Here is a 21,495-nt window from a genome sequence, read left to right on the forward strand (position 1 = left end):
CAGCCCCTTCCCGTCCCTGAATCGATCCATCGGGCCGCCACCCACCCGCGACTCCACGATAGGATTACGGCGAGTTTGTGCGGGCGGTACCGCATCTTGGGTTCAGCATCGAGGGCTGGCTGAGCTTTGCGATTGCTTTACCATCGATGACGTCTCCTGACGAAAGGTCCCTTTTGCTGCGAGCACACGCCTATCGCTTCTTGCCCAGCTCGGCAGCGATATCCTTTGTCATTCGGCCGACCTTCCGGTGCGCTGCCGTAAGCTGGTCCTGCGTGACGCCCCATCGCTTCATCCAGAACTCGACAGCCTTGCGTTCCGACAGGTCGAGTCGGTCCTTATCAATGAAGCCACGCTTGTCTTTGAGGCCGGCCATGGGGATCCTGGGGGTGTGATGATTTGCGGTTTGGGACGAACCTAGCGGCCCCGCTGACAATGACGATGGCGAGAGGATGCTAGAAACCGCGGTGATATCGCAACCAATCTGGCACGGCGTTTGCCGAGCGCAGCTGAGGCCACGAACGCCCGGCCGGGCAGCCGGTCCTGTGGAATTTAGCAAGCAGCCCAGCCGACTCAGCCGAGGCAATCGTTCGATAGGGTGCGGTGGGGTGCGATCAAGAGACCATCGAGAGCATACGGCTCGACCAAGGCGGCATGATCGAGCCGTCGAACCGACAAGAAATCCATCCGCACCGGTGTGGCGACAATTAATCTCACAATGCAATCGCGCCAGCAAAGGCTAGGCTACATCTGGACAGCGTCGTTTCTAAAGGTGCCTGAGACCGAAATTCTCCAACAAGGGAAGAAGGTTGTTGCGCGCTCGGATGCGGTGCTCGCGCGCGTACCGGTGCGCACCGGCCGCGTCTGCCTCGCGAATGGCGTCGATGACGCGGCGGTGCTCAGTCACCGAGGCATCGAGTTCCTGGCGCAGCCTGAGCGTCAACATCCGGGCGCGGTGCGACTGGTCGTTGATGGTCTGCATGATCCGGATCAGGCGTCCGTTGCCGGCCTGCTCGACGAGCGCCCTATGGAAGCCCTCATCCGCCGCCCCCCAGGCCGGGAGGTCGCCGTCGATCTGCGCTGAGGCCATCGTATCCGTGTGCGCCGCGAGTTCGTCAGCGGCTCGCAGCCGCTCGGTTTCGGGCAGCCCGGCGACCAGCTCCGCCGCTTGTCCCTCCAGCGCGATAATCACGTCGTAGATCTCGCGCATGTCCTCCGGTGCGATGGCGCAGATCAGGATACCGCGCCGCGGCAGCACCCGCACCAGCCCATCCTCCTGCAGGCGGATTGCCGCTTCATGGACGGGCGTGCGGCTCATGCCAAGGCGTAGCGCGATCTCCTGCTCGGAAGCCTGATAGCCGGGAGCGAAGTCCGAGTTCCGGATCGCCAGCTTCATGGCGGCGTAGGCGTCGTCGACGAGCGAGGGACGCTTCTCGCTGTCGTCAGTTCGTGCCGATTTCGCCCGCGCCATCTCGCCAACCCGATCACACACCTCACCGTCTGGCTTACCAGCTTCCATGCAAGTTGCAACGGAACGGTTGACGGTTCCCGACTGCGATGGCATACGCCATACGAGCTTGCATGGAAGTTGGCACGAAAGCTGGCGCGCGTTGCAGGCGATGCCATAGGAGGAATCGATGGACCGCTCGCTCGAGCAGGTCACCATGCGCCGCGTCGCATGGCGCCTGGTCCCCTTCATCTGCCTGCTCTACTTCATCGCGTTCATCGACCGTGTAAACATCGGCTTCGCCGCGCTGACGATGAACAAGGATCTCGGCTTTTCCTCCGCCGTTTTCGGCTTTGGGGCGGGGATATTTTTCTTCGGCTACTTCCTGTTCGAGGTACCTTCGAACATCGTCCTCGACAAGGTCGGCGCCCGCCTGTGGATCGCCAGGGTGATGATCACCTGGGGCATTATCTCGGGTGCCTTCGCCTTCGTGAAGGGCGAGTACAGCTTCTACACCCTGCGCTTCCTGCTCGGCGCGGCGGAGGCCGGCTTCTTTCCCGGCATCATCCTCTACCTGAGCTACTGGTTCCCGGTCCGCTATCGCGCCGGCGTCGTCTCGCTGTTCATGGCGGCGGCGCCGATCTCGGTGGTGCTCGGCTCGCCGCTGTCGAGCGCGCTCCTGGCGATGGACGGCATCCTCGGCCTGCACGGCTGGCAGTGGATGTTCCTGATCGAGGCGGTCCCGGCGGTGGTGCTCGGCGTCGTCGTGCTGTTCTACATGACCGACCGGCCCGAGAATGCGACGTGGCTTCCCGATGATCAACGCGCGTGGCTCGTCGCCGAGATGAACGCGGAGCACGCCCGCAAGACTGTGGGCGCCAAGCACGGCATCATGGCGGGCCTGTCGGATCTGCGTGTCCTCGCCCTGGCTCTGGTCTACTTCGGCACATCGGCCGGGCTCTACACGCTCGGCATCTGGGCACCGCAGATCATCAAGAGCTTCGGGCTCTCCAACATGGCGGTCGGCTTCCTCAACGGCGTGCCGCCGACCCTGGCGATCGTCGCGATGATCCTGTGGGCACGGCACTCGGACAGGACCGGCGAGCGCACTTGGCACGTCGTGATCGCTTGCCTCGTGGCCTCGGTCGGCCTGCTGCTCGCCGGTGGTGCGGCCTCGACCCTGGCGGTGATCGCGGCGCTGAGCCTGGTCAACATCGGCATCAGCGCGGCCAAGCCCCCGCTCTGGGCGATGCCGACGATGTTCCTGTCGGGTCAGGCCGCGGCGGTCGGCATCGCCACGATCAACTCGATCGGCAACCTCGGGGGCTTCGTCGGTCCCTGGGCGATCGGCTGGTTCAAGGATCAGACCGGCAGCTTCACAGGCGGGCTGTTCTTCGTCGCCGGCCTGCTCGTCCTCTCCGCCATCGTGACGCTGATCGTCGCTCGCGCCGGGCGGCGCAGCGAGACGGCCGACGCCCTCGCGCACTGATCCCTCCTTCCACATTCCTCATCCCATACGGAGAACTGTCATGACCAAGACCTACAGAATCGCCGCGATCCCGGCCGACGGCATCGGCATCGAGGTCATCGCCGCCGGCGTCGAGGTGCTGAACGCCCTCGCCGAAAAGAACGGCACGTTCCGTTTTCAGTTTGACCACTTCGACTGGGGCTCTGATTACTACAAGAAGCACGGCGTGATGATGCCGGCCGATGGCCGCGAGCAGATCAGGAACCACGACGCGATCTACTTCGGCGCCGTCGGCGCGCCGGACGTGCCCGATCACATCACTCTGTGGGGCCTCAGGCTCGCGATCTGCCAGCCCTTCGACCAGTACGCCAATGTCCGCCCGACCCGGATCCTGCCCGGCATCACCAGCCCGCTGCGCCATGTCTCGGGGCCGGAGCTCGACTGGGTGATCGTGCGCGAGAACTCGGAGGGCGAGTATGCAGGCGTCGGCGGGCGGGTGCACCAGGGCCACCCGGAAGAGGTCGCCACCGACGTCTCGATGATGACCCGCACCGGCGTCGCCCGCATCATCCGCTACGCCTTCAAGCTGGCGCAGAGCCGCCCGCGCAAGCTGCTCACCGTGGTGACGAAGTCGAACGCGCAGCGCCACGCCATGGTGATGTGGGACGAGATCGCCGCCGAGGTGGCGGCCGAGTTCCCGGACGTGACCTGGGACAAGATGCTAGTCGACGCCATGACGATGCGCATGGTGATCAAGCCCGAGACCCTCGACACCATCGTGGCGACGAACCTGCACGCCGACATCCTGTCGGACCTCGCGGCGGCGCTCGCCGGCTCGCTCGGCATCGCGCCCACCGCGAACATCAACCCGGAGCGCAAGTTCCCGTCGATGTTCGAGCCGATCCACGGCTCGGCCTTCGACATCACCGGCAAAGGCATCGCCAACCCGATCGCGACGTTCTGGACCGCCTGCCAGATGCTGGAGCATCTCGGCGAGAAGCCCGCCGCCGACCGGCTGATGCGCGCGGTGGAGCGGGTCACCGCAGATCCGAGCCTGCACACCCCCGATCTCGGCGGCAAGGCGACGACCCGCCAGGTCACCGACGCCGTCATCGCCGCCATCCAGGGCGACAACGAGTAAGGGGGACGCCGTGATCGAGCCCGGAGATCTCCTGCGGCGGCTGTTCGCCGCCGCCGTGGCGGCAGCCGATCCGGCCGTCAGCCTGGCGAAGGCCCTTCCGGAGCCGCCGCGCGGTCGCACGATCGTCGTCGGGGCGGGGAAGGCCGCAGCGTCGATGGCCCGCGCCGTCGAGGCGGCGTGGCCGGGAGACCTCTCCGGGCTCGTCGTCACCCGCTATGGGCACGGCGCCCCGACCACCCGGATCGAGGTGGTCGAGGCGTCCCACCCGGTGCCGGATGCCGCCGGCGAAGCCGCCTCGCGACGCATCCTCGACCTCGTCGCCGGGCTGACGCCCGACGACCTCGTGCTCTGCCTGATCTCCGGCGGCGGTTCGGCCCTGCTGTCGCTGCCGGCTCCGGGGCTGACGCTCTCTGACAAGCAAGCCGTCAACCACGCCCTGCTGAAATCCGGCGCGGCGATCGGCGAGATGAACTGCGTGCGCCGTCATCTCTCGGGCATCAAGGGCGGGCGGCTCGCCGCTGCCTGCCATCCGGCCCGGGTGGTGACGCTGCTGATCTCCGACACGCCCGGAGACGATCCCCTCGACATCGCCTCCGGCCCGACCGTCGCGGACCCGACGACCTGCGCCGACGCGCTGGCGATCCTCGACCGCTACCGGATCGAGCTGCCGGAGGCTCGCCTCCACCTCGCGAGCGGTCGGGGGGAATCGGTCAAGCTCGGCGACCCGCGGCTCGGCAACCCCGACCTGCGGATGGTGGCGACCCCGCTGATGGCGCTTCAGGCTGCGGCGAGCCTCGCCCGGCGCGAGGGCCTCACCCCTCTTATCCTCGGCGACGCAATCGAAGGCGAGGCGCGCGAAGTCGGCAAGGTCATGGCCGGGATCGCCAAAAGCGTCGCCGCCCACGATCTGCCGGTGCCGAAACCCTGCCTGCTGCTCTCGGGCGGCGAAACCACCGTAACGGTGCGCGGCGACGGCCGCGGCGGGCGCAACGTGGAATTCCTGCTGGCGCTCGGGGCGGTCCTGGACGGTCATCCCGGCATCTACGCCGTGGCCGGAGACACCGACGGCGTCGACGGCCTGGAGGACATCGCGGGCGCCGTGCTGGGGCCCGACACCAAGGCGCGCGCCGCAGCCCTCGGCCTGTCGCTCGCGGCGAGCCTCGACCGCAACGATGGGCACAGCTTCTTCGAGGCCCTCGGCGACGGCGTCGTCACCGGGCCGACCCTCACCAACGTCAACGACTTCCGGGCGATCCTGATCGCCTGACCTCCCTCTCCACGAGATCAGAAGGCGGCCGTTCCCCGCGGCCGGATCGCGTCATGCGCCGTCACCGCCACGCCAAGATCGTCGCCACCGTGGGCCCTGCGAGCTCCGCTCCCGATCGGCTGAAGGCCCTGTTCCTGGCCGGGGTCGACACGTTCCGCCTCAACTTCAGCCATGGTACCCACGACGACCACGCCAGGGTCCACGCCGCCATCCGCGCGCTCGAGGCGGAGGTGGGCCGCCCGATCGGGATTCTTCAGGACCTTCAGGGTCCGAAGATCCGCATCGGCACCGTCAAGGACGGTCGCCTCAGTCTCGAGGCGGGGGAGGGCGTGCGCTTCGTGCTGGAGGGCCGCGACGGCGACAAGCAGTCCATTCCGCTGCACCACCCGGAGATCTTCGCTGCCGTCGTGCCGGGGCAGGACCTGTTGATCGACGACGGCCGGGTGCGGGTGCGCGTCACCGGCCTGGATGCCGCGTCCATCACCGCCGAGGTGGTGACCGGCGGGGTCATCTCCAACCGCAAGGGCGTCAACCTGCCGGGCACGCTGCTCGACCTCTCGCCGTTGACCGCGAAGGATCGCGCCGACCTCGCCTTCGGCCTCGAGCTGGGCGTCGACTGGGTCGCCCTGTCCTTCGTCCAGAAGCCCTCCGACATGGTTGAGGCGCGTGCCCTTGTCGGCGACCGGGCAGGGCTGCTGGCGAAGATCGAGAAGCCGCAGGCGCTGGAGCGGATCGAGGACATCATCCGCCTGTCGGACGCGGTGATGGTCGCCCGCGGCGACCTCGGCGTCGAGATCCCGCACGAGGACGTGCCCGGGCGCCAGAAGGAGCTGATCCGCGCCTGCCGGCTGGCGGTGAAGCCGGTGATCGTGGCGACGCAGATGCTCGACTCGATGGTCGGCGCGCCGGCTCCGACCCGGGCGGAGGCCTCCGACGTGGCGACTGCGATCTACGACGGCGCCGACGCGGTGATGCTCTCGGCAGAGTCGGCGACCGGCCAGTATCCGGTCGAGGCTGTGTCGATGATGGAGCGGATCATCCGCTCGGTGGAGGGGCACAAGCTCTACCGCTCGATCGTGGGGGCTTCCGACCCGGGCGAGGAGGAGACGCCGCCCCACGCGGTGGCGACCGCGACCGCGACGCTCGCCGAGGCGCTGCACGCCAAGGCGATCGTAACCTACACGGCGAGCGGCACGACCGCGGCCCGGGTGGCGCGCAAGCGGCCCCAGCCCCCGATCCTCGCGCTGACTCCGAACCTTGCGACCGCGCGACGGCTGTGTCTGCTCTGGGGAGCGCACAGCGTGCAGACCGAGGACGTGGCCAGCTATGAGGAGATGGTCGCCAAGGCAGCGCAGCACGCGCAGGCCGAGGAATTCGCGAAGCCCAACGATGACATCATCATTGCGGCCGGCATTCCCTTCCATACGACCGGAAACACCAACAATATCCGGTTATTTCAAATCTGAATCTATATCTGGCGGGCGCGTAAAGGGCCGTGCCACGTCTCAATCTTGCGCCGGCAATACGTCCTACTATCTGATTAATATATCATGATATACAGCGAGCCTCAGCGCACGGCATTCAAGGACACCCGCAAACAGATCGGCAATCCCGAACTCATGCTAGTCCAGGACGCTTCATTCTCCATCTGCACTCCTATGTCCTGTTTCTCGCCACGGCTGTATTACTTTTCCTCTTGCCGAGGGCCGACACGGTCCTGATCTCGCCCGCACGCTCGCCTCCGGCACCAGGGCGGGCTTGATGACGCTCCTGGGCACGCAAATCGGCAACGTCATCCACGCCGTCCTCGCACCCTCGGACACGTCTGGGAGAACGACTTCTCATTCTCGGGCGTGGGACGCAAAGTGGAAGCACGATACCACGAAATGATGGCGCAATCGGTCCCCGTCGAGAAGGAGATGGCGGCCCGCGAAGGGCTCGACTTCCTCGAACAGCAGCGGGTCGCATCGCTCAAACAGTATGAGGTTGATAAGCTCCCGCCTTTCATGCGTTCTCTGCGAGCCGAGTTGCCTGAGGACTGACGAGCGGCCGCGCTTGAGAAGCGCCGGTGATGGTCTGAGCGGCTGGGTTGGGTCGGAAGCGGCGTGTCCGCTTCGGGGCGAAAGGCCAATGGCCGCTCATCACCCTCAACAGCCCTTCGCACAGTCAAGCTGGTCTCTGGCTCGCTTGCTCCGGACGGCCAGCGCAGGGGGCTGAGGCCCTCTCACTCTGCCGCTGGTGAGACACGCGAACTACTGACCGAGCTGAGCTAGGCGGTTTTGGCTACCGCGCGGATTGGGTCAACAAAGCCGATCGATGGAGTGCGTGTAGTATCTGGACATTATAACGACTGTTACGGCCATACAAAACACAATGAAGCAGATCACCCAACACCCTCAACCAAAAGTGAATGCATAGACGCGAGCGCCAGGACGATGAAAGCGGATCGCGAACGTGCGCTCGCGCACGGGGCCGGATTGGCGAACGAGCTGGTACAAACGCGTCGCCGCGACGACGCCGCCGCCGTCTGATCCGATGTCAGCGCCGTGATCCGCGCCGGGTGGTTCGCCGTCGAGAGACACGTCGAACGGCACCGGAAGCCCGTCGGGTCCGGGCCCGACGACGAGGTGGAGGTCGCGCGCCCGGAAGCGGTACGTCGTGCTGCCGCCCGGTGCATCGAGCCGGGCGTATTCGGGTTCGATGGTCCAGTGTCCGGCTAGCGACCACTCGTTCAACCGCGGCCGACCGGGGGTATAGAGGCGTGGCTCGGGCGACACTCCTTCCGGCGACACGAAATGCGTGGCCTTGTCCGAGCCGACATAGGTCTCAGTGGACGCAAGATGCGCGAGATCGGGACCGGCCTCGATACCGGCCGCTCGCGTCGGCGTCGGGCCGTCGTTGGAGGCACGACCTCCGGCGGATTCAGCCAGGAGGGCCTGGATGGCAGCGTCCGCCTGCGCGGTGCCTCCCTCGCCGAACTGGTGATGGCGGATGCGTCCCTGCGCATCGACGACGTACAAAGCCGGCCAGTACGCGTTGCGCAGGCCGCGCCAGAGCCGGAACTCGTTGTCGACCGCCACCGGATACGGCAGGGCGAAGCGCCGGATCGCCGCGGCGACATTGCCGATATCGCGCTCGAAGGCGAATTCGGGCGCGTGGATGCCGATCACGGCCAGTCCTTGCGCCCGGTACCGCTCGGCCCATGCGCGCAGGGTGGGAAGCGTGCGGATGCAGTTGATGCAGGAATAGGTCCAGACATGGACCAGCACGACCCGGCCCCGCAATCCCTCGACCGTCTGCGGCTCGCCGTTGAGCCAGTGCGTGGCGCCCGAGAGGCTCGGCAGCCGGCCCTCGACCGGGAGATCGCCAGCGGTCGGAGCGGCGGTCGGAGCGGCCTGGGCGGGATCGACGCGCAGCACCCTCAGGATCGCGTCCTCCACGGCGGTCGTCGCTGCCGCGGGGTAGCGCGCCAGCAGGTCCGCATCGGCCCCGAGGGCGACCGCGGCGAGCACCGCGATCATGGCGGCCCCGGCGACCTGGCGCAGACGCTCGCCGAGCCCGAGATGCGGGCGGATCAGGGCGACCACCGAGCCGCCCAAGCGGGCGGCTGCGGCCAGGGCCGTCGCGGCCCCAAAGGCATAGGCGGCCAGCAGCGCCGCCGTCTGCCATCCCGGCCCGTTCAGGGCGGCGCCGGTGAGGACGAGGCCGAGGATCGGTCCGGCGCAGGGCGTCCACAGCAGGCCGGTGGCGGCGCCGAGGCCGAGTGATCCCGGGATCCCGCTCGACAGGCGGGAGCCCGGCTCAACCGCGCGCCGCGACAGGATCCCGCCGAGGCGCACGAGGGGCCGGTGCAGCCACGCCGAGGCGTGGGGTGACAGGAGAGTGAGTGCGAAGACGGCGAGCACGCTCAACGCCAGGACGCGACCGGCCGTGCCGAGCCACGCCACGACACCGCCTCCGAGGGTGGCGAGTCCGGCGGCCGCGACGAAGGCTGCGCCGAGGCCGGCCAGGAACGGCAACATGCCGGTCAGGAAGGGCCGGTCGACCCGCGCGAGCACGAAGGGCAGCACCGGAACGAGGCACGGGCTGAGGAGGGTCAGCACGCCCGCGAGATAGGCGGCGATGGCGAGAATCACGGGCGGGCTCCTTCTTGGTCCGAGCGCCCTTCCTCATCAGCCCTGCATGTCCCGCCTGTGTGCGGCGCGCCCCATCCTTGTACCGCTCTGTAGCGGCCGCGCGATCCCGCCCGAGGATACCGGCCGGGCCGGCTACATTGCGTTACCGGAACCGGCTCGCCGGACGGGCCCGGCCCCGCTATCCCTGGCGCGAAAGGGGGACGGGACCCGTGGAGCACATCGATCACGTCCTGGTCGTCGACGACGATCGCGAGATCCGCGAGATGGTCTCGGGCTACCTGAGGAAGAACGGCCTGCGGGTGAGCCTGGCCGCCGACGGCCGTCAGATGCGGTCCTTCCTCAAGGCGAACCGGGTCGACCTCGTGGTGCTCGACATCATGATGCCCGGAGACGACGGCCTCGTCCTGTGCCGGGAGCTGCGGGCGGGCCGGCACAGGACGACGCCGGTGCTGATGCTGACGGCCCGCAGCGACGAGACCGACCGGATCGTCGGCCTGGAGATGGGCGCCGACGACTACTTGGTGAAGCCGTTCTCGGCCCGCGAGCTGCTCGCGCGGATCAAGGCGGTCCTGCGCCGGACCCGGATGCTGCCGCCCAACCTCCAGGTGACCGAGGCCGGCCGGCTCGTCGCTTTCGGCGCTTGGCGGCTCGACACGACCGCCCGCCACCTGCTCGATGAGGCCGGGACGGTCGTGCCGCTCAGCGGCGCCGAGTACCGGCTGCTGCGCGTCCTGCTCGATCATCCCCAGCGGGTTCTCTCGCGCGACCAGCTCCTCAACCTCACGCAGGGCCGCGAGGCCGACCTGTTCGACCGCTCGATCGACCTTCTGGTCAGCCGCCTGCGGCAGCGCCTGAAGGACGATGCCCGCGAGCCGGCCTACATCAAGACGGTGCGCAGCGAGGGCTACGTCCTGGCGATGCCCGTGGTCATCGCGCAGGCGCGCGAGGAATGAGGCCGCGCCTGCCGGGGAGCCTGCGCAGCCGGCTCTTCCTGATCCTGCTCGCCGGGCTCCTGTGCGGGCAGGGGCTCGCCTTCGCGATCATGCTTCTGGAACGGGACCAGTCGGCGCGGGCGGTCATGCTGACGACGCTCCAACGCGACGTCGCCGTCGCGGTCGCCCTGCTGGATCGGCTTCCGGCCGAGGAGAGGGCCGGGTGGCTGCCGCTGCTCGACCGGCCGACCTATCGCTACGAACTCGGTCCCGGCGCGGCCGGAACGCCCGACCTCCCATCCCGGACGCGGATGATCGCGGACGAGATCCGCACCGCCCTCGCGCCGCGCTTCTCCGTGCGGTTCGACGCGCTGCCGGGGCCGACGGAGCGACTGCAGGGTCACGTCGTGCTCGCCGACGGCTCAGGCCTGACCATCGACGTGCGGCCGGCGATGCGACCGGTCGCGTCGTGGCTGCCGGTGGCCTTGGGCGTGCAGCTCCTCGTGCTGGCGGCCTGCGTCGGGCTCGCCGTCCGGCTGGCGGTGCGCCCGCTGACCCGGTTCGCCGAGGCCGCCGACCGGCTGGAGCCCGGCCGGCCCGCGACCCGCTTCGCGGAAGCCGAGCCGGACGAGGTCGCCCGCGCAGGACGAGCCTTCAACGCGCTGCAGGCCCGCATCGCTCGCCACCTCGACGAGCGCGTGCGCATCCTGGCGGCGATCTCCCACGACCTCCAGACCCCGATCACCCGGATGCGGCTGCGGGTCGAGACGGGCGCCGAGGGGCCCGACCAGGATCGGCTGCTGGCCGATCTCGACGAGGTCGAGGCACTGGTGCGCGAGGGGATCGCCTATGCCCGCAGCGTGCACGGCGACGTCGAGCCGACGGCCCGCCTCGACCTGCGCGCCTTCATCGAGAGCCTCGTCTTCGACTACCAGGACGCCGGCCGGGACGTGACCCTCACCGCCCTGGCCGACGTTACCGTAGCGACGCGCCCGCAGGCCCTGCGTCGCATCCTCACCAACCTGATCGACAACGCCCTGCGCTACGCCGGCCGAGCCGAGATCGACGTGAGGGCGGAGGAGGGCCGGCTCGCCATCGCGGTCCTGGACCGGGGGCCCGGCATCCCGGCGGACAAGCTCGAGGCGGTGCTGCTGCCCTTCGTGCGGCTGGAGGAATCACGCAGCCGCGACACCGGCGGCACCGGCCTCGGCCTCGCCATCGCCGACCAGCTCGCCGCCGCGCTCGGCGGCAAGCTCACCTTAAGCAACCGCCCGGGCGGCGGTCTCGAAGCCGTCGTCACGCTCGCCTGAACGCGCCCTCGCGCAGGTCACCCGGCGGGATCGTCGAGGCCGACTCGCCGCGTGATCCGCAAGGCCCCGAGGAACGCCTCGTCGTGGCTGACGACCAGGAGCGCGCCGTCGTAGCCGGCAAGGCCCAGTTCCAGCGCCTCGACCGCCTCCAGGTCGAGGTGGTTGGTCGGCTCGTCGAGGATCAGGAGCTGGGGCGGCGCCGCGTTGCCGAGCACGCAGGCCAGCGCCGCCCGGACCTGCTGGCCGCCGCTCAGAGACGAGACGGTCCGGTCGGCGGCGGCGGCGCGGAACTGGAACCGCGCCAGGGCCGCCCGGCATCCGTTCGCGTCCTCCCCCGGGTTGAGGCGCGCGAAGTTCTCCGCCACGGTCCGGTCGCGGTCGAGCAGCCCGAGGCGCTGGTCGAGCAGGGCGGCGCGCACGCCGACCGACACCCGTCCCGACCACGGGCCGAGGCGACCCGCGACGAGGGCGAGCAGGGTCGACTTGCCCGACCCGTTGCGCCCGCACAAAGCGACGCGCTCAGGACCCGTGATCGCCAGGGACAGGCCGGTCAGGACGGGCCGCCCCGGCCGGTAGCCGGCCGTCACGTTCTCGACCGCGAGGACATGACGGTCGGCGTGAAGGCCGCTCCGCGGGACCGCGAGGGCGGCCGGCTTCACCGACGCGATCCGGTTGCGCGTCTGCGCCAGATCGGTCTCGGCGAGGGCGCGCTGCCGCTCGGCCAGGCGCGCGCTGCCGCCGGCCGTCCGCTCGGCGTTGTCCCGGCGGGCCCCGGCGAGGAGGCGGGGAAGGTCGCCCCGCGCGGCGCGGCGACTCCCGGCCGCGTCGCGGCGCTGCTGGCGCTCGACCGTCTCCTGTGCCCGGCGGGCGAGGTCCGCCGCCCGCTTCTCGGCCACCGCGAGGTCGTGCTCGGCGGCCGCGAGGCGCGCCGCACGGGCCTGCCGGTACGCCTCGAAGCCGCCTCGGGTGCGGCTCGCCCCCGTCGGCTCCAGGTCCACGATCGCGTCCATCGCGTCCAGCAGGGATCGGTCGTGGCTGACCACGATCGCGCCGCCGCGCCAGCGCCGCAGCGCCTCGTGAACCGCCCGCCGCCCGTCGGAATCGAGGTCGTTGGTCGGTTCGTCGAGCAGCAGGAAATCCGGCCGCGCGAAGATCGCTGCCGCGAGCGCCGCACGGGCACGCTGCCCGCCGGAGAGGCGCGACAGGGGCGTCCCGGGGCTCACCGGCACGCCCATCAGGGCGAGCGCCCCCGTCAGGCGCTCCTCGAGCGTCCAGTCGGCCGCGGCGAGCTCGTCGGCCTCGCCCGCGCCGGCCTCGGCACGGCGCAGCAGCGCCAGGCCGGCGCTCGCCCCGAACAGGTCGGCCACCGTCTCGTCGGGGGCGAGGCTCGCGAACTGGCGCAGCAGCGCGACCGTCCCGTCGCGAACGACGCTGCCGCAGGACGGTCTCAGGCGTCCCGCCAGGAGGCCGAGCAGCGTGCTCTTGCCGGCGCCGTTGCGGCCGACGACGCCGGTTCGCTCGGGCCCGAAAGTGACGGAGAGGTCGGAGAGGACGGCGCGCCCGTCAGGCGCGGACCACGTGACGTTCAGAAGCGAGAGCTGGGCTGGCATGCGAGGAGACGGTCCTGGCGGCAAGGCGGATCGGCATTGCGGTCAGGGTCAGTCTCATCGGCGTCGCGGCTCCGGCAGGGGCGCCGCTGATAGTCCCGGCCGGGACCACGCGCAAGGGCAGGGATCACGCGCAAGCGCCGGGATCGCCGGCCTCGCGGCCAGTCCGGTCCGGCGCCCGGCTCCGGCAGCGTACATGCGCTTACAAAACCGGCTTGTTAGCACATACTCGGCACAAAAACCGGCCGCTTACTGGGGATGAAACCGCGGGGGCACGACGATGCCGGCGACGATCGACGGGGACGGCATGAGCCGGGCGTCGCACCGCCGTCCGGTCCACGGGCCGCTGCGGACCGCCAGGAGCATCGATCCATGACCGACACGGCACATCGCCTGTACACGGCTCACGTTCACACGGTCGGAGGGCGCGAGGGCACGGCGCGCAGCCCCGACGGCAGGCTCGACCTGCGGTTGTCCCGGCCCGGCAGCGCCGGGGAGGGAACCAACCCGGAGCAGCTCTTCGCGGCCGGCTGGTCCGCCTGCTTCGAGGGCGCGATGGAGCGCGCGGCCCGAACGCTCGGGATCGCGCTGCCCCGGCCGCCGAGCATCGACGCCGAGATCGGGCTGAACCAGGACGACGGCGGCTTCTTCCTCAGCGCCCGGCTGACGATCGACGTGCCGGGCCTCGATCGCACCCTGGCCGAGCAGGTCGTCGCCGCCGCCCACCAGATCTGCCCATACTCGAAGGCGACGCGCGGCAACATCGACGTCGTGCTGACGGTCGCCTGAGCCTCGATCCGTCCGGCCTGCTGAAGTCGGACCGCTCCCATCATCACGAGGGTTGTTGCCATGAACGAGATCGTCACGCTGGAACGTCGGCAGCTGCTCGGACAGCTCGGTGCCGTCCTGGCCGCCGGCACGGTCGCCGGGATCGGTCCGGCCGCCGCGGCGCAGGGTGCGTCCCCGGCGGGATCAGGACCGCAAGCCGCGTTCGGTCCGCTGAAGCGGGTCCAGGCCGGCGACCTCGAGGTCGCCTACGTCGAGGCCGGCCCGGCGGACGGCAAGCCGGTCCTGCTCCTCCACGGCTGGCCCTACGACATCCACAGCTACGCCGAGGTGGCGCCGGTGCTCGCGGCGGCGGGGTACCGGGTGCTGATCCCCTTCCTCCGGGGCTACGGCGCGACCCGCTTCCTCTCCGAGGCGACGCCGCGCAACGGCCAGCAGGCCGCGCTCGCCCACGACGCGGTCGCCTTCCTCGACGCGCTCGGGATCGAGCGGACGCTCGTGGCGGGCTACGACTGGGGTGCCCGCACCGCCTGCATCCTCGCCGCCCTGTGGCCGGCGCGGTGCCGGGCCCTCGTCTCGGTGAGCGGCTACCTCATCGGCAGCCAGCAGGCCAACGCGATGCCGCTGCCGCCGAAGGCCGAGCTGCAATGGTGGTATCAGTATTACTTCGCCACCGAGCGGGGGCGCGAGGGCTATGCCCGCTACACCCGCGACTTCGCCCGGCTGATCTGGGAGCTCGCCTCGCCGCAATGGCGGTTCGACGATGCCACCTTCGCCCGCTCGGCCCCGGCCTTCGACAATCCGGACCACGTCGCCGTCTCGATCCACAATTACCGCTGGCGGCTCGGCTTGGCGCCGGGCGAGGCGCGGTTCGACGAGACCGAGCGCAAGCTCGCCGGCTTCCCGACCATCGCGATCCCGACGATCACGCTCGAGGGCGACGCGAACGGCGCCCCCCATCCCGACCCCGCGGCCTACGCCAAGAAATTCTCCGGGCGCTACGAGCACCGCACGATCACCGGCGGTATCGGGCACAACCTTCCCCAGGAGGCGCCCCGGGCCTTCGCGCAGGCGGTGGTGGACGTCGATGGCTTTTGATCGTCACGCAAGCGGGCGGAGCGCCCTGCTCCTGTGTGCCGCCGCCGGCCTCGCCCTGGCGATGGCGCGGGCGTCCGGCGAGGAGGCGAAACCGGCCTCGCCGATCTACGGCGTCACCGTCCCGGACGGCTACCGCGACTGGCGCCTGATCGCCCCGGCCCTCGAGGACGCGCCGCTGAACGAGCTGCGGGCGGTGCTCGGCAACGACGTCGCCGTGCGGGCCTACCGGGCCGGCACGCTGCCGTTCCCGGACGGCAGCGTCCTGGTGAAGCTCGCCTGGACGCGCACGCCCTCCAGCGAGTTCGAGTCGGCGACGGTGCCGGGCCCCGCCACGACGGTGCAGGTCATGGTCAAGGACGCGACGCGCTATCCGCAATCGGGCGGCTGGGGCTTCGGCCGCTTCATCGATGGCAAGCCCGTCGACGCGGCGCAGCACCAGACCTGCTTTGCCTGCCACGAGGCGCGGGTGAAGGAGCGCGACTTCGTCTTCACCCGCTACGCCCGTTGACGCTCGCGCGACGGGGCCGCGGAGTCATCCGTGGCTCGGCGCATCGCGGCGTTATCCCGGATCCCGATCGATGAGGCGGCTGCCTCCGGGCGATCCCCTGCTTCACATCCGCGGGTGGGATGCCCCGGAGCCGGTCCGGCTCTATTGGCCGGCCACCTCGACCCGAAAGGGTCCGGTCCCGTTGATCGTCTTCTCCCACGGGCTCGGCGGCTCCCGAAAGGGCTACAGCTACCTCGGCGAGGGATGGTTGGCCCGCGGGACCGCCAATGTGCCCATCCAGCACGCCGGCAGCGACGAGACGCTGTGGCAGGGCAGCCCCCTGTTGCTCCTCGACCGTCTCAGCGGCGCGGCGGACGAGCGTGAGGCCATCGAACGGACGCGGGACGTGAGCTTCGGCCTCGACCGCCTGCTGCGGCGTGACAGCCCCGTCCACGCCGCCATCGACCGCAAGCGCATCGTCGCGGCCGGGCACTCCTTCGGGGCGAACACGACCCTGATCCTCACCGGCGCCCAGGTGATCCGCGACGGGAAGCCCTTGAGCTTCCGGGACCCGCGGTTCACGGCGAGCATCGTGATCTCGGCGTCGCCCTTCTACGGCGAGACCGACCTCGCGGCGGTCCTCGCTGCGGTTGACGTCCCCACGCTCCACTTCACTACAACGGAGGACACGATCCGCATTCCGGGCCGCTATTCGCCTGCCCAGGACCGCATCGACGCCTACGCGGCGATCCCGACCCCCCGGAAGGCCCTGGTGGTGTTTCAGGGCGGTCCGCACAACGTCTTCACCAAACGCTCCCTCCGGAATGGCTGGCCGCTGAACCCCTTGGTGAAGCGGGCCACCGCCGAGGTCGGGCTCACCTTCCTCGACCTCGCCCACAAGTCCGATCCCGCGCCCCTCGAAGACTGGAGTGAGACCTGGAAGCCAATTCTGGCCGCGGCACCGACGCCGTTCCAGGTCGACCCGCGGCGGTGGGCCAGGAAGCGGCGCATTTAGGGTTCGGCGGTGGTTTCCTTCATATATTGAAGCTGGACGAGCAGGTCTTTGTTGCGCGGACGCTGCCGGACCAGGTGCTCATTGCAGTCGCGCAAGCTTGAGATCTTGGCATACCCACCGCCGACCGTCGCCGAGGTGAGAAACCCAGTGGAGGTGCGGACGGGCACACTCCTCGCACTGGCTCTGCACCTGGCGGAAGCAGATGGCGTCGGAGAGTTGGGGCTAGGCGATCGGGAAGAAGAAGCCGCACTCCCGCGGAGTCGGGATTCCTACTCCAGGGGCCTACGTGCTACGGCAGCCTATCACGCCCTCTGGTTAAGCTCGACCTGCCGGCACGGATTATGGTCATCCGTGGACATGCACTTCGACAGTAGATGCATACAGCTAGTCAGGAGCGCAGGCAGTTCCATATCCCCTTAGGCCCCCAAGTCAGGTTCACTTGTAGTAAGCTCGAGGATACGCATGATCCCGCTAGAAAATTCCAAATATCGTATCTACAACGTATCTAATGATATAAATTTTATTCTAGATGCGCAGAACTCACTGCATCTGCGAGCTATTCGCCTTTATAAAATGCAAATCGCAGTCCTTTTTGGACATAAACTCAACGATAGGCAACGGGATAAAAAGGAATATCCAGATCAATATCTGGCAGTTAGTAATGATGTGCTGGCCTCAGCAGACGCTTGTGCTGCTACCAAGTTGCTGTGGCACATTGATAAGACTTATAAAATCGAAGAAAATCTAAGTGAAAATTATCTAGATAATCCAGATGCCAGAGACATATTGCGAAATATACTAAGAAATCCAGGCAGTATCCGAAAATTTGCTGTTGCACATAGTCCAAGAATGCTCGACCTCAAATTACAGATCCGCCGTCGTCATCAGCGAAGATGCGCCCCATTGTATGACTTCTCTCTCCGCTACGACGTTGAAGATACCAAACAGAAAGGAGGATGGAAAACAGCCTTATCTCTCTTCAACCAAAAGCAAGGCACCGACGCACATGCCACAATCAGAAAGTACTATCCGTATTTAGGCGGTGAAACAGTGGGTAAGCAATGCCGAAAAGAGTGGGATTTTCTCGCGGGATTTGTTTGGAATGGCCATTTTGGCAGCCAGCTGTTTCAGCCCAAGAGAACTAGTTGGGCGCTTTTTGCTAGAAATTTGCTGGAGAAAGCTGGAGATTTGCCAGGGTTGCGACGAGCGGTTGGCGAGTACCAATTTGTGAAGGCGCGACTGGAAGAGCGAGACTACGAGCTCCTGACGCTCAACCTCGCCCATCCATTACCCCCCGCCGCACCGACGCTCCAGCCCCTCCCTGAGGATCTGCTGGATGCAGTTTCTTACAAAGAATCATAGACTTAGGAAGGGGTCGCCACACAGCGCGACCCCCTACCCGATGTGACGTGGCGTACAACGGCCTTGCCCTCAACCCGAGGGCTGGAGGCCACAACATGGTGGAACAGAACAAGAGCTCGACCAAGCCGTTGATGTACGACGTGCATCAGCGCCGAGTCCATCCCATTGGCAGCAGTGTGCGCTGGCGCATCGGCTACACCACCGACCGACCGGTGATCATCGACTACTCCGGTCTCGTCGGTCTCGGTCTGCAGTTCGGCCTTGAGCAGATCGAAATCTTGGAGCTGATCCTGGGCGAAACCTTCCCTGCGTCGCTCCATCCGCCGGAGAAGCCGATGGGCTGGACGGGTGCCGAGCAGTGGCCCTACCAGGAAGCCGTTGCTGCCCTCATCGCGGCGGGCGAGCGCAAGCGCGTCGGCTGATATAGCGCCGTTACCTCTAGGCGCTTCTTCAACACACCGCCACGGTCGGGCTCATCCCCCCTCCGCGGCGGCCCCCCTCATCAGCAACGGCGCACCCGCGATACCCTGCATTTCTCGTAACGAGAACGGCGCGCGTTGCTCCACCAAGGCCAAACTATCATGACGAAGCGCAAGCGCGGCACGAAGAAGCCCGAGCAGTTGGATGATGCTTGGACGACTGAGCCCATCGAGGGAAGCAACGATCGCGGACCGTTCCTGCCGGACAACTCGGACCTTCGGCGTCGTATCAAGGAGAACCCGAACGGACTGGCGTTGGAAGCCCAGTCCAAGTTCCGCAAGCTGAAGGCGGGCTACCGCCGCGACCTGTACGAAGTGCTGGCCATGTGCGTCGGCATCGGTCGCCACTACTCCAATGATTATAAGGCCTGGAAGGCGTTTTTCGATCAGCCGTTCTTCCAGACCGGCAAGCAGAAGCTGAAGGCGCGCACTCACCATACTGACGCGCTGCGACACACGATGAACTACGTGTGCGACGCGACGTCCAAGCAGGCGCGCAGCCGTACCGGCAAGTACGCTGCCGCCCTCCACGAGATCATGACCGTCGGCACGCCGGTCCACCTCGTAGCCGAGGAGATCGAGCAGGCCGGTGGCATCGAGAAGCTTTACGAGGCCTATCTGGAGCGGGAGGCGCTCAAGCCGAAGAAGGGGCGCAAGCAAATTCGGACCGAAGAGGACTACGCCGCCGCCAAGCAGTACTACAACTTGGATGATAAGCGGGTGAGTGCGCCGAAGGACATGATCCTGGCCGATTTAGAGGATGGCGGCTCCTTCGAGGAACCGGACGACGTTGAAGCGGGGGAGGGCGAGGAGAGCGTAATGGACCGTGGCTGCGATGAGGACACGGAGGACGGCGAGCAACTCGATATCCTTGATGATCTCGAGTTTGGGGTGACGCCGGTGGTCGAGCGTGGTCGTGACCCGGCGGGGCGGCGGACCATTGAGCTCGAGGTCAACTTGAAACAGCAGTCCCGCTTCTTGAATATGAAAGAGGGACAGAAGGCGGTGATCCACGTGATATGCTTCGGTACAGATAAAGAATTCCTGCGGCTTCGGGCGCGCAAAGCGGTCTGGAAGCGTCGCTGAATGTGATTTATGCGCTGGGGCGGGCAACCGCCCCGGCAATTTGTAAACTATTTGCTATCTAATTCTAGCCTCAGCATCAATATGACCGAGATCTGGATGTTGGAATACGCTAAATATCTATGAATAAATTAACACATAAATCCATCTAGATTGCGTTGCGTACTTTACCGCTATCATCGAGCTCGGAAATCGCCCGAGGTAGGATGATCACACTATCAAAGTCCGCTCGGCGACGCTGGAGGGACTTGAACAGGTAAAACGCGGCGCGCCGGGGCGTTTGGGTGATGGGCTCGGCGTGAATGCGAGCGACAGCGCCGCGGGTGTAGAGGGCCTGGTGGGTGGCGAAATGAGCGTCGAGGCCTTCACGGAGGCGGCTCCGGGGCGGGATGAGGGCGAGCCCCTGGTAGTGCAGACCGTTGTTGAGCGTGACCTCGCGCAGGCTCGCCTTGGCCCCCTTCGGCACGGGCCAGTCCGGAACGAGGACCCATTCGGGGAGGCGATTGCGGTGGGCGGGGGAGCGAGGCTTGCGGGCAACCCGGAGCAAGAGGGTCTTGTAGGCCTCTGTGATCCCCTGCTTCATCTCCCCCAGTACCCATTCCCGGGGGCCCCGAAGGGGCTTGTATAGGAGGGAGAGGATGTAGGGGGTGTACCCTTCTCCCATCTTCATGATCAGCATGTCGCTGTAGGCATGTACCAGTGTGGTGATGTGGAAATCAGTGTCTATATGCACATGACTCTCCATATGCACTCCGCATAGGAAGCACATTGCAAGCTGATGAATGCAGGCCTCGAAAGCGTTGGCATACCAACGGTCGGGGGAAGCTGCAGCTGAAATTATATTTTACCGACTCCTGATTTGGGACATCAGCGTCAAAACCAGTCAGATCAGACCGTTTGTGATATCTTATGGTGCAGTGTAAACAAGTTAATCCGCACAATATCTCGGACTGATAACGATCGAATAAACGCCGAACTCCCAAACATTGGTGTCCATAGGTTAAGATATACAAGTCCAATGTTGTACCATCATGCCGGCAGCAGCGCCTGCACTATGACTCCGTCGATCTATGCGTCCGCGTTGCCAGGGGTACCCCGCCGAGTCGCGTTAGCAGCACGCTACCCAAGGCGCCGCGGGGAGGCGTTGAGTAGACTGGCCAGCAGTGGGCCTTCATAGGCCGCCTCAAGGACGAGGCGAGCTCGGGTCACGTTGGCCCCCGGTGCCAGACGGCCCGTCCTGCATCAAGCCGTCAAGGCTCCTGCAGCGTGGTAGGCCCAGATTTAGGTGTCCCGTCAGGCCAAATCACGACTCGGTAAAATAATCTTTGCCGGATTTATTGCCGGGGTCGGAGATCGTACGATGAATCCAAAGTATAAAGGCTCACTCTTGGGCCTACAAAACGCCGTCATCGACTGCGGGGTGTTCGGGGATTGGTCTTGGCACGACCGCGAACGCCTGCATCGGTTCCGCTCGGACGAAGGCGAAATCATTCAATGGTGGCCGAGCACTGGGACCGTCGTGTTTCAAGGCCGGCCAGGTCAACTGCAGCGCCACCTTACCGTGGCGCTCACGCACTTGGTTGCGACCAACGATGGCGTGCGGGTCATCCGTACGCGGGCGGTCATTCGCTGAAGCATCGGAAGCCGGGTGGGGGTCTCCTCCACCCGGCATTTTTCGTGGCGAAGCAAACTCCACCGCAGCATACGCCGGCATCGGTGATGCCTGCGCCGCCGCTCGCCGCATCGCTTGACGGCGTAGCCATGGGCGGCGGCGTCGAGCGTCACCATTGGCGCATCCGCCGCTCGAAACTGCACGCGGCCGTCGATACGCTCGGCCATCGGACCGCCTCCGTGAGCCGTGCCGCTCGGCAAGGTTCCAC

General features: G+C 67.1%; 20 protein-coding genes and 1 pseudogene. 15 read left to right on the top strand and 6 right to left on the bottom strand.

Features of this window, described 5'->3' with window-relative positions:
* Positions 1 to 190: 190 nt before the first annotated feature.
* Both FF100_RS27505 and FF100_RS27510 read right to left on the bottom strand, forming a co-directional pair.
* Positions 191 to 373: a DUF3606 domain-containing protein gene (locus FF100_RS27505; RefSeq protein ID WP_003600567.1), complete on the bottom strand. Its 183-nt coding sequence runs from the start codon at positions 371 to 373 to the stop codon at positions 191 to 193.
* 390 nt (positions 374 to 763) lie between these two features.
* Positions 764 to 1,468 carry a GntR family transcriptional regulator gene (locus FF100_RS27510; RefSeq protein ID WP_139038955.1) on the bottom strand — a complete coding sequence of 235 codons (705 nt, stop codon included), beginning with the start codon at positions 1,466 to 1,468 and terminating at the stop codon, positions 764 to 766.
* Positions 1,469 to 1,634: 166 nt separating this feature from the next.
* On the opposite strand from FF100_RS27510, the gene FF100_RS27515 reads away from it, so the two are divergent.
* The 5 genes from FF100_RS27515 (at position 1,635) to FF100_RS37325 (ending at position 7,362) form a co-directional block, all read left to right on the top strand.
* Positions 1,635 to 2,933, top strand: a complete 1,299-nt coding sequence (locus tag FF100_RS27515; RefSeq protein ID WP_139038956.1) for an MFS transporter — start codon at positions 1,635 to 1,637, stop codon at positions 2,931 to 2,933.
* 40 nt (positions 2,934 to 2,973) lie between these two features.
* Positions 2,974 to 4,053 carry a tartrate dehydrogenase gene (locus tag FF100_RS27520; protein WP_139038957.1) on the top strand — a complete coding sequence of 360 codons (1,080 nt, stop codon included), beginning with the start codon at positions 2,974 to 2,976 and terminating at the stop codon, positions 4,051 to 4,053.
* Positions 4,054 to 4,063: 10 nt separating this feature from the next.
* Positions 4,064 to 5,320: a glycerate kinase type-2 family protein gene (locus FF100_RS27525; RefSeq protein ID WP_139038958.1), complete on the top strand. Its 1,257-nt coding sequence runs from the start codon at positions 4,064 to 4,066 to the stop codon at positions 5,318 to 5,320.
* A gap of 53 nt (positions 5,321 to 5,373) precedes the next feature.
* Positions 5,374 to 6,786 carry a pyruvate kinase gene (pyk, locus tag FF100_RS27530; RefSeq protein WP_139038959.1) on the top strand — a complete coding sequence of 471 codons (1,413 nt, stop codon included), beginning with the start codon at positions 5,374 to 5,376 and terminating at the stop codon, positions 6,784 to 6,786.
* A gap of 420 nt (positions 6,787 to 7,206) precedes the next feature.
* Entirely contained in the window at positions 7,207 to 7,362 is a 156-nt protein-coding gene (locus tag FF100_RS37325; RefSeq protein WP_171070354.1) for a hypothetical protein, read from the top strand.
* A 354-nt stretch (positions 7,363 to 7,716) separates the two neighbouring features.
* Here the strand turns inward: FF100_RS37325 and FF100_RS27535 are convergent, their stop codons facing one another.
* Positions 7,717 to 9,456, bottom strand: coding sequence for a redoxin domain-containing protein (locus tag FF100_RS27535; protein WP_139038960.1), 1,740 nt, complete (start codon positions 9,454 to 9,456; stop codon positions 7,717 to 7,719).
* A 209-nt stretch (positions 9,457 to 9,665) separates the two neighbouring features.
* On the opposite strand from FF100_RS27535, the gene FF100_RS27540 reads away from it, so the two are divergent.
* Positions 9,666 to 10,409: a response regulator gene (locus tag FF100_RS27540; RefSeq protein ID WP_139038961.1), complete on the top strand. Its 744-nt coding sequence runs from the start codon at positions 9,666 to 9,668 to the stop codon at positions 10,407 to 10,409.
* On the top strand, positions 10,406 to 11,698 hold the full coding sequence (locus FF100_RS27545) for a sensor histidine kinase (RefSeq protein ID WP_139038962.1): 1,293 nt from the start codon (positions 10,406 to 10,408) through the stop codon (positions 11,696 to 11,698). The genes FF100_RS27540 and FF100_RS27545 overlap by 4 nt, the downstream gene beginning before the upstream one ends.
* Positions 11,699 to 11,715: 17 nt before the next feature.
* Here the strand turns inward: FF100_RS27545 and FF100_RS27550 are convergent, their stop codons facing one another.
* Complete coding sequence (locus FF100_RS27550) at positions 11,716 to 13,308, bottom strand: ATP-binding cassette domain-containing protein (protein ID WP_139038963.1); 1,593 nt, start codon at positions 13,306 to 13,308, stop codon at positions 11,716 to 11,718.
* 369 nt (positions 13,309 to 13,677) lie between these two features.
* On the opposite strand from FF100_RS27550, the gene FF100_RS27555 reads away from it, so the two are divergent.
* From FF100_RS27555 to FF100_RS27585, 8 genes and pseudogenes are all read left to right on the top strand, one after another.
* Entirely contained in the window at positions 13,678 to 14,094 is a 417-nt protein-coding gene (locus FF100_RS27555) for an organic hydroperoxide resistance protein (protein WP_139038964.1), read from the top strand.
* 60 nt (positions 14,095 to 14,154) lie between these two features.
* Positions 14,155 to 15,189: an alpha/beta fold hydrolase gene (locus tag FF100_RS27560; RefSeq protein ID WP_139038965.1), complete on the top strand. Its 1,035-nt coding sequence runs from the start codon at positions 14,155 to 14,157 to the stop codon at positions 15,187 to 15,189.
* Between the two features lie 61 nt (positions 15,190 to 15,250).
* Entirely contained in the window at positions 15,251 to 15,697 is a 447-nt protein-coding gene (locus tag FF100_RS27565; protein WP_246102438.1) for a cytochrome P460 family protein, read from the top strand.
* Positions 15,698 to 15,767: 70 nt separating this feature from the next.
* A pseudogene (locus FF100_RS38030) lies at positions 15,768 to 15,944 on the top strand (alpha/beta hydrolase); the annotation flags it as partial.
* On the top strand, positions 15,945 to 16,691 hold the full coding sequence (locus FF100_RS27570) for an alpha/beta hydrolase family protein (RefSeq protein WP_246102442.1): 747 nt from the start codon (positions 15,945 to 15,947) through the stop codon (positions 16,689 to 16,691).
* Positions 16,692 to 17,153: 462 nt separating this feature from the next.
* Positions 17,154 to 18,053: a hypothetical protein gene (locus FF100_RS27575; protein WP_139038968.1), complete on the top strand. Its 900-nt coding sequence runs from the start codon at positions 17,154 to 17,156 to the stop codon at positions 18,051 to 18,053.
* A 95-nt stretch (positions 18,054 to 18,148) separates the two neighbouring features.
* A complete protein-coding gene (locus tag FF100_RS27580) occupies positions 18,149 to 18,475 on the top strand; it encodes a hypothetical protein (protein WP_139038969.1) in 327 nt (108 codons plus the stop codon).
* A 159-nt stretch (positions 18,476 to 18,634) separates the two neighbouring features.
* Positions 18,635 to 19,618 carry a hypothetical protein gene (locus FF100_RS27585; protein WP_139038970.1) on the top strand — a complete coding sequence of 328 codons (984 nt, stop codon included), beginning with the start codon at positions 18,635 to 18,637 and terminating at the stop codon, positions 19,616 to 19,618.
* A gap of 145 nt (positions 19,619 to 19,763) precedes the next feature.
* Here the strand turns inward: FF100_RS27585 and FF100_RS27590 are convergent, their stop codons facing one another.
* Both FF100_RS27590 and FF100_RS27595 read right to left on the bottom strand, forming a co-directional pair.
* Complete coding sequence (locus tag FF100_RS27590) at positions 19,764 to 20,360, bottom strand: hypothetical protein (RefSeq protein ID WP_139038971.1); 597 nt, start codon at positions 20,358 to 20,360, stop codon at positions 19,764 to 19,766.
* Between the two features lie 794 nt (positions 20,361 to 21,154).
* On the bottom strand, positions 21,155 to 21,454 hold the full coding sequence (locus tag FF100_RS27595; protein ID WP_139038972.1) for a hypothetical protein: 300 nt from the start codon (positions 21,452 to 21,454) through the stop codon (positions 21,155 to 21,157).
* Positions 21,455 to 21,495: the final 41 nt, after the last annotated feature.

Source organism: Methylobacterium terricola, from assembly GCF_006151805.1.
Classification (GTDB): domain Bacteria; phylum Pseudomonadota; class Alphaproteobacteria; order Rhizobiales; family Beijerinckiaceae; genus Methylobacterium; species Methylobacterium terricola.

What these genes read in the sequence shown, in the direction of transcription:
- FF100_RS27505 (WP_003600567.1), bottom strand. Translation starts at nt 373, where the DNA reads ATGGCCGGCCTCAAAGACAAGCGTGGCTTCATTGATAAGGACCGACTC.
- FF100_RS27510 (WP_139038955.1), bottom strand. Translation starts at nt 1,468, where the DNA reads ATGGCGCGGGCGAAATCGGCACGAACTGACGACAGCGAGAAGCGTCCC.
- FF100_RS27515 (WP_139038956.1), top strand. Translation starts at nt 1,635, where the DNA reads ATGGACCGCTCGCTCGAGCAGGTCACCATGCGCCGCGTCGCATGGCGC.
- FF100_RS27520 (WP_139038957.1), top strand. Translation starts at nt 2,974, where the DNA reads ATGACCAAGACCTACAGAATCGCCGCGATCCCGGCCGACGGCATCGGC.
- pyk (WP_139038959.1), top strand. Translation starts at nt 5,374, where the DNA reads ATGCGCCGTCACCGCCACGCCAAGATCGTCGCCACCGTGGGCCCTGCG.
- FF100_RS37325 (WP_171070354.1), top strand. Translation starts at nt 7,207, where the DNA reads ATGATGGCGCAATCGGTCCCCGTCGAGAAGGAGATGGCGGCCCGCGAA.
- FF100_RS27545 (WP_139038962.1), top strand. Translation starts at nt 10,406, where the DNA reads ATGAGGCCGCGCCTGCCGGGGAGCCTGCGCAGCCGGCTCTTCCTGATC.
- FF100_RS27550 (WP_139038963.1), bottom strand. Translation starts at nt 13,308, where the DNA reads ATGCCAGCCCAGCTCTCGCTTCTGAACGTCACGTGGTCCGCGCCTGAC.
- FF100_RS27555 (WP_139038964.1), top strand. Translation starts at nt 13,678, where the DNA reads ATGACCGACACGGCACATCGCCTGTACACGGCTCACGTTCACACGGTC.
- FF100_RS27560 (WP_139038965.1), top strand. Translation starts at nt 14,155, where the DNA reads ATGAACGAGATCGTCACGCTGGAACGTCGGCAGCTGCTCGGACAGCTC.
- FF100_RS27565 (WP_246102438.1), top strand. Translation starts at nt 15,251, where the DNA reads ATGGCGCGGGCGTCCGGCGAGGAGGCGAAACCGGCCTCGCCGATCTAC.
- FF100_RS27575 (WP_139038968.1), top strand. Translation starts at nt 17,154, where the DNA reads ATGATCCCGCTAGAAAATTCCAAATATCGTATCTACAACGTATCTAAT.
- FF100_RS27580 (WP_139038969.1), top strand. Translation starts at nt 18,149, where the DNA reads ATGGTGGAACAGAACAAGAGCTCGACCAAGCCGTTGATGTACGACGTG.
- FF100_RS27585 (WP_139038970.1), top strand. Translation starts at nt 18,635, where the DNA reads ATGACGAAGCGCAAGCGCGGCACGAAGAAGCCCGAGCAGTTGGATGAT.
- FF100_RS27590 (WP_139038971.1), bottom strand. Translation starts at nt 20,360, where the DNA reads ATGGAGAGTCATGTGCATATAGACACTGATTTCCACATCACCACACTG.
- FF100_RS27595 (WP_139038972.1), bottom strand. Translation starts at nt 21,454, where the DNA reads ATGGCCGAGCGTATCGACGGCCGCGTGCAGTTTCGAGCGGCGGATGCG.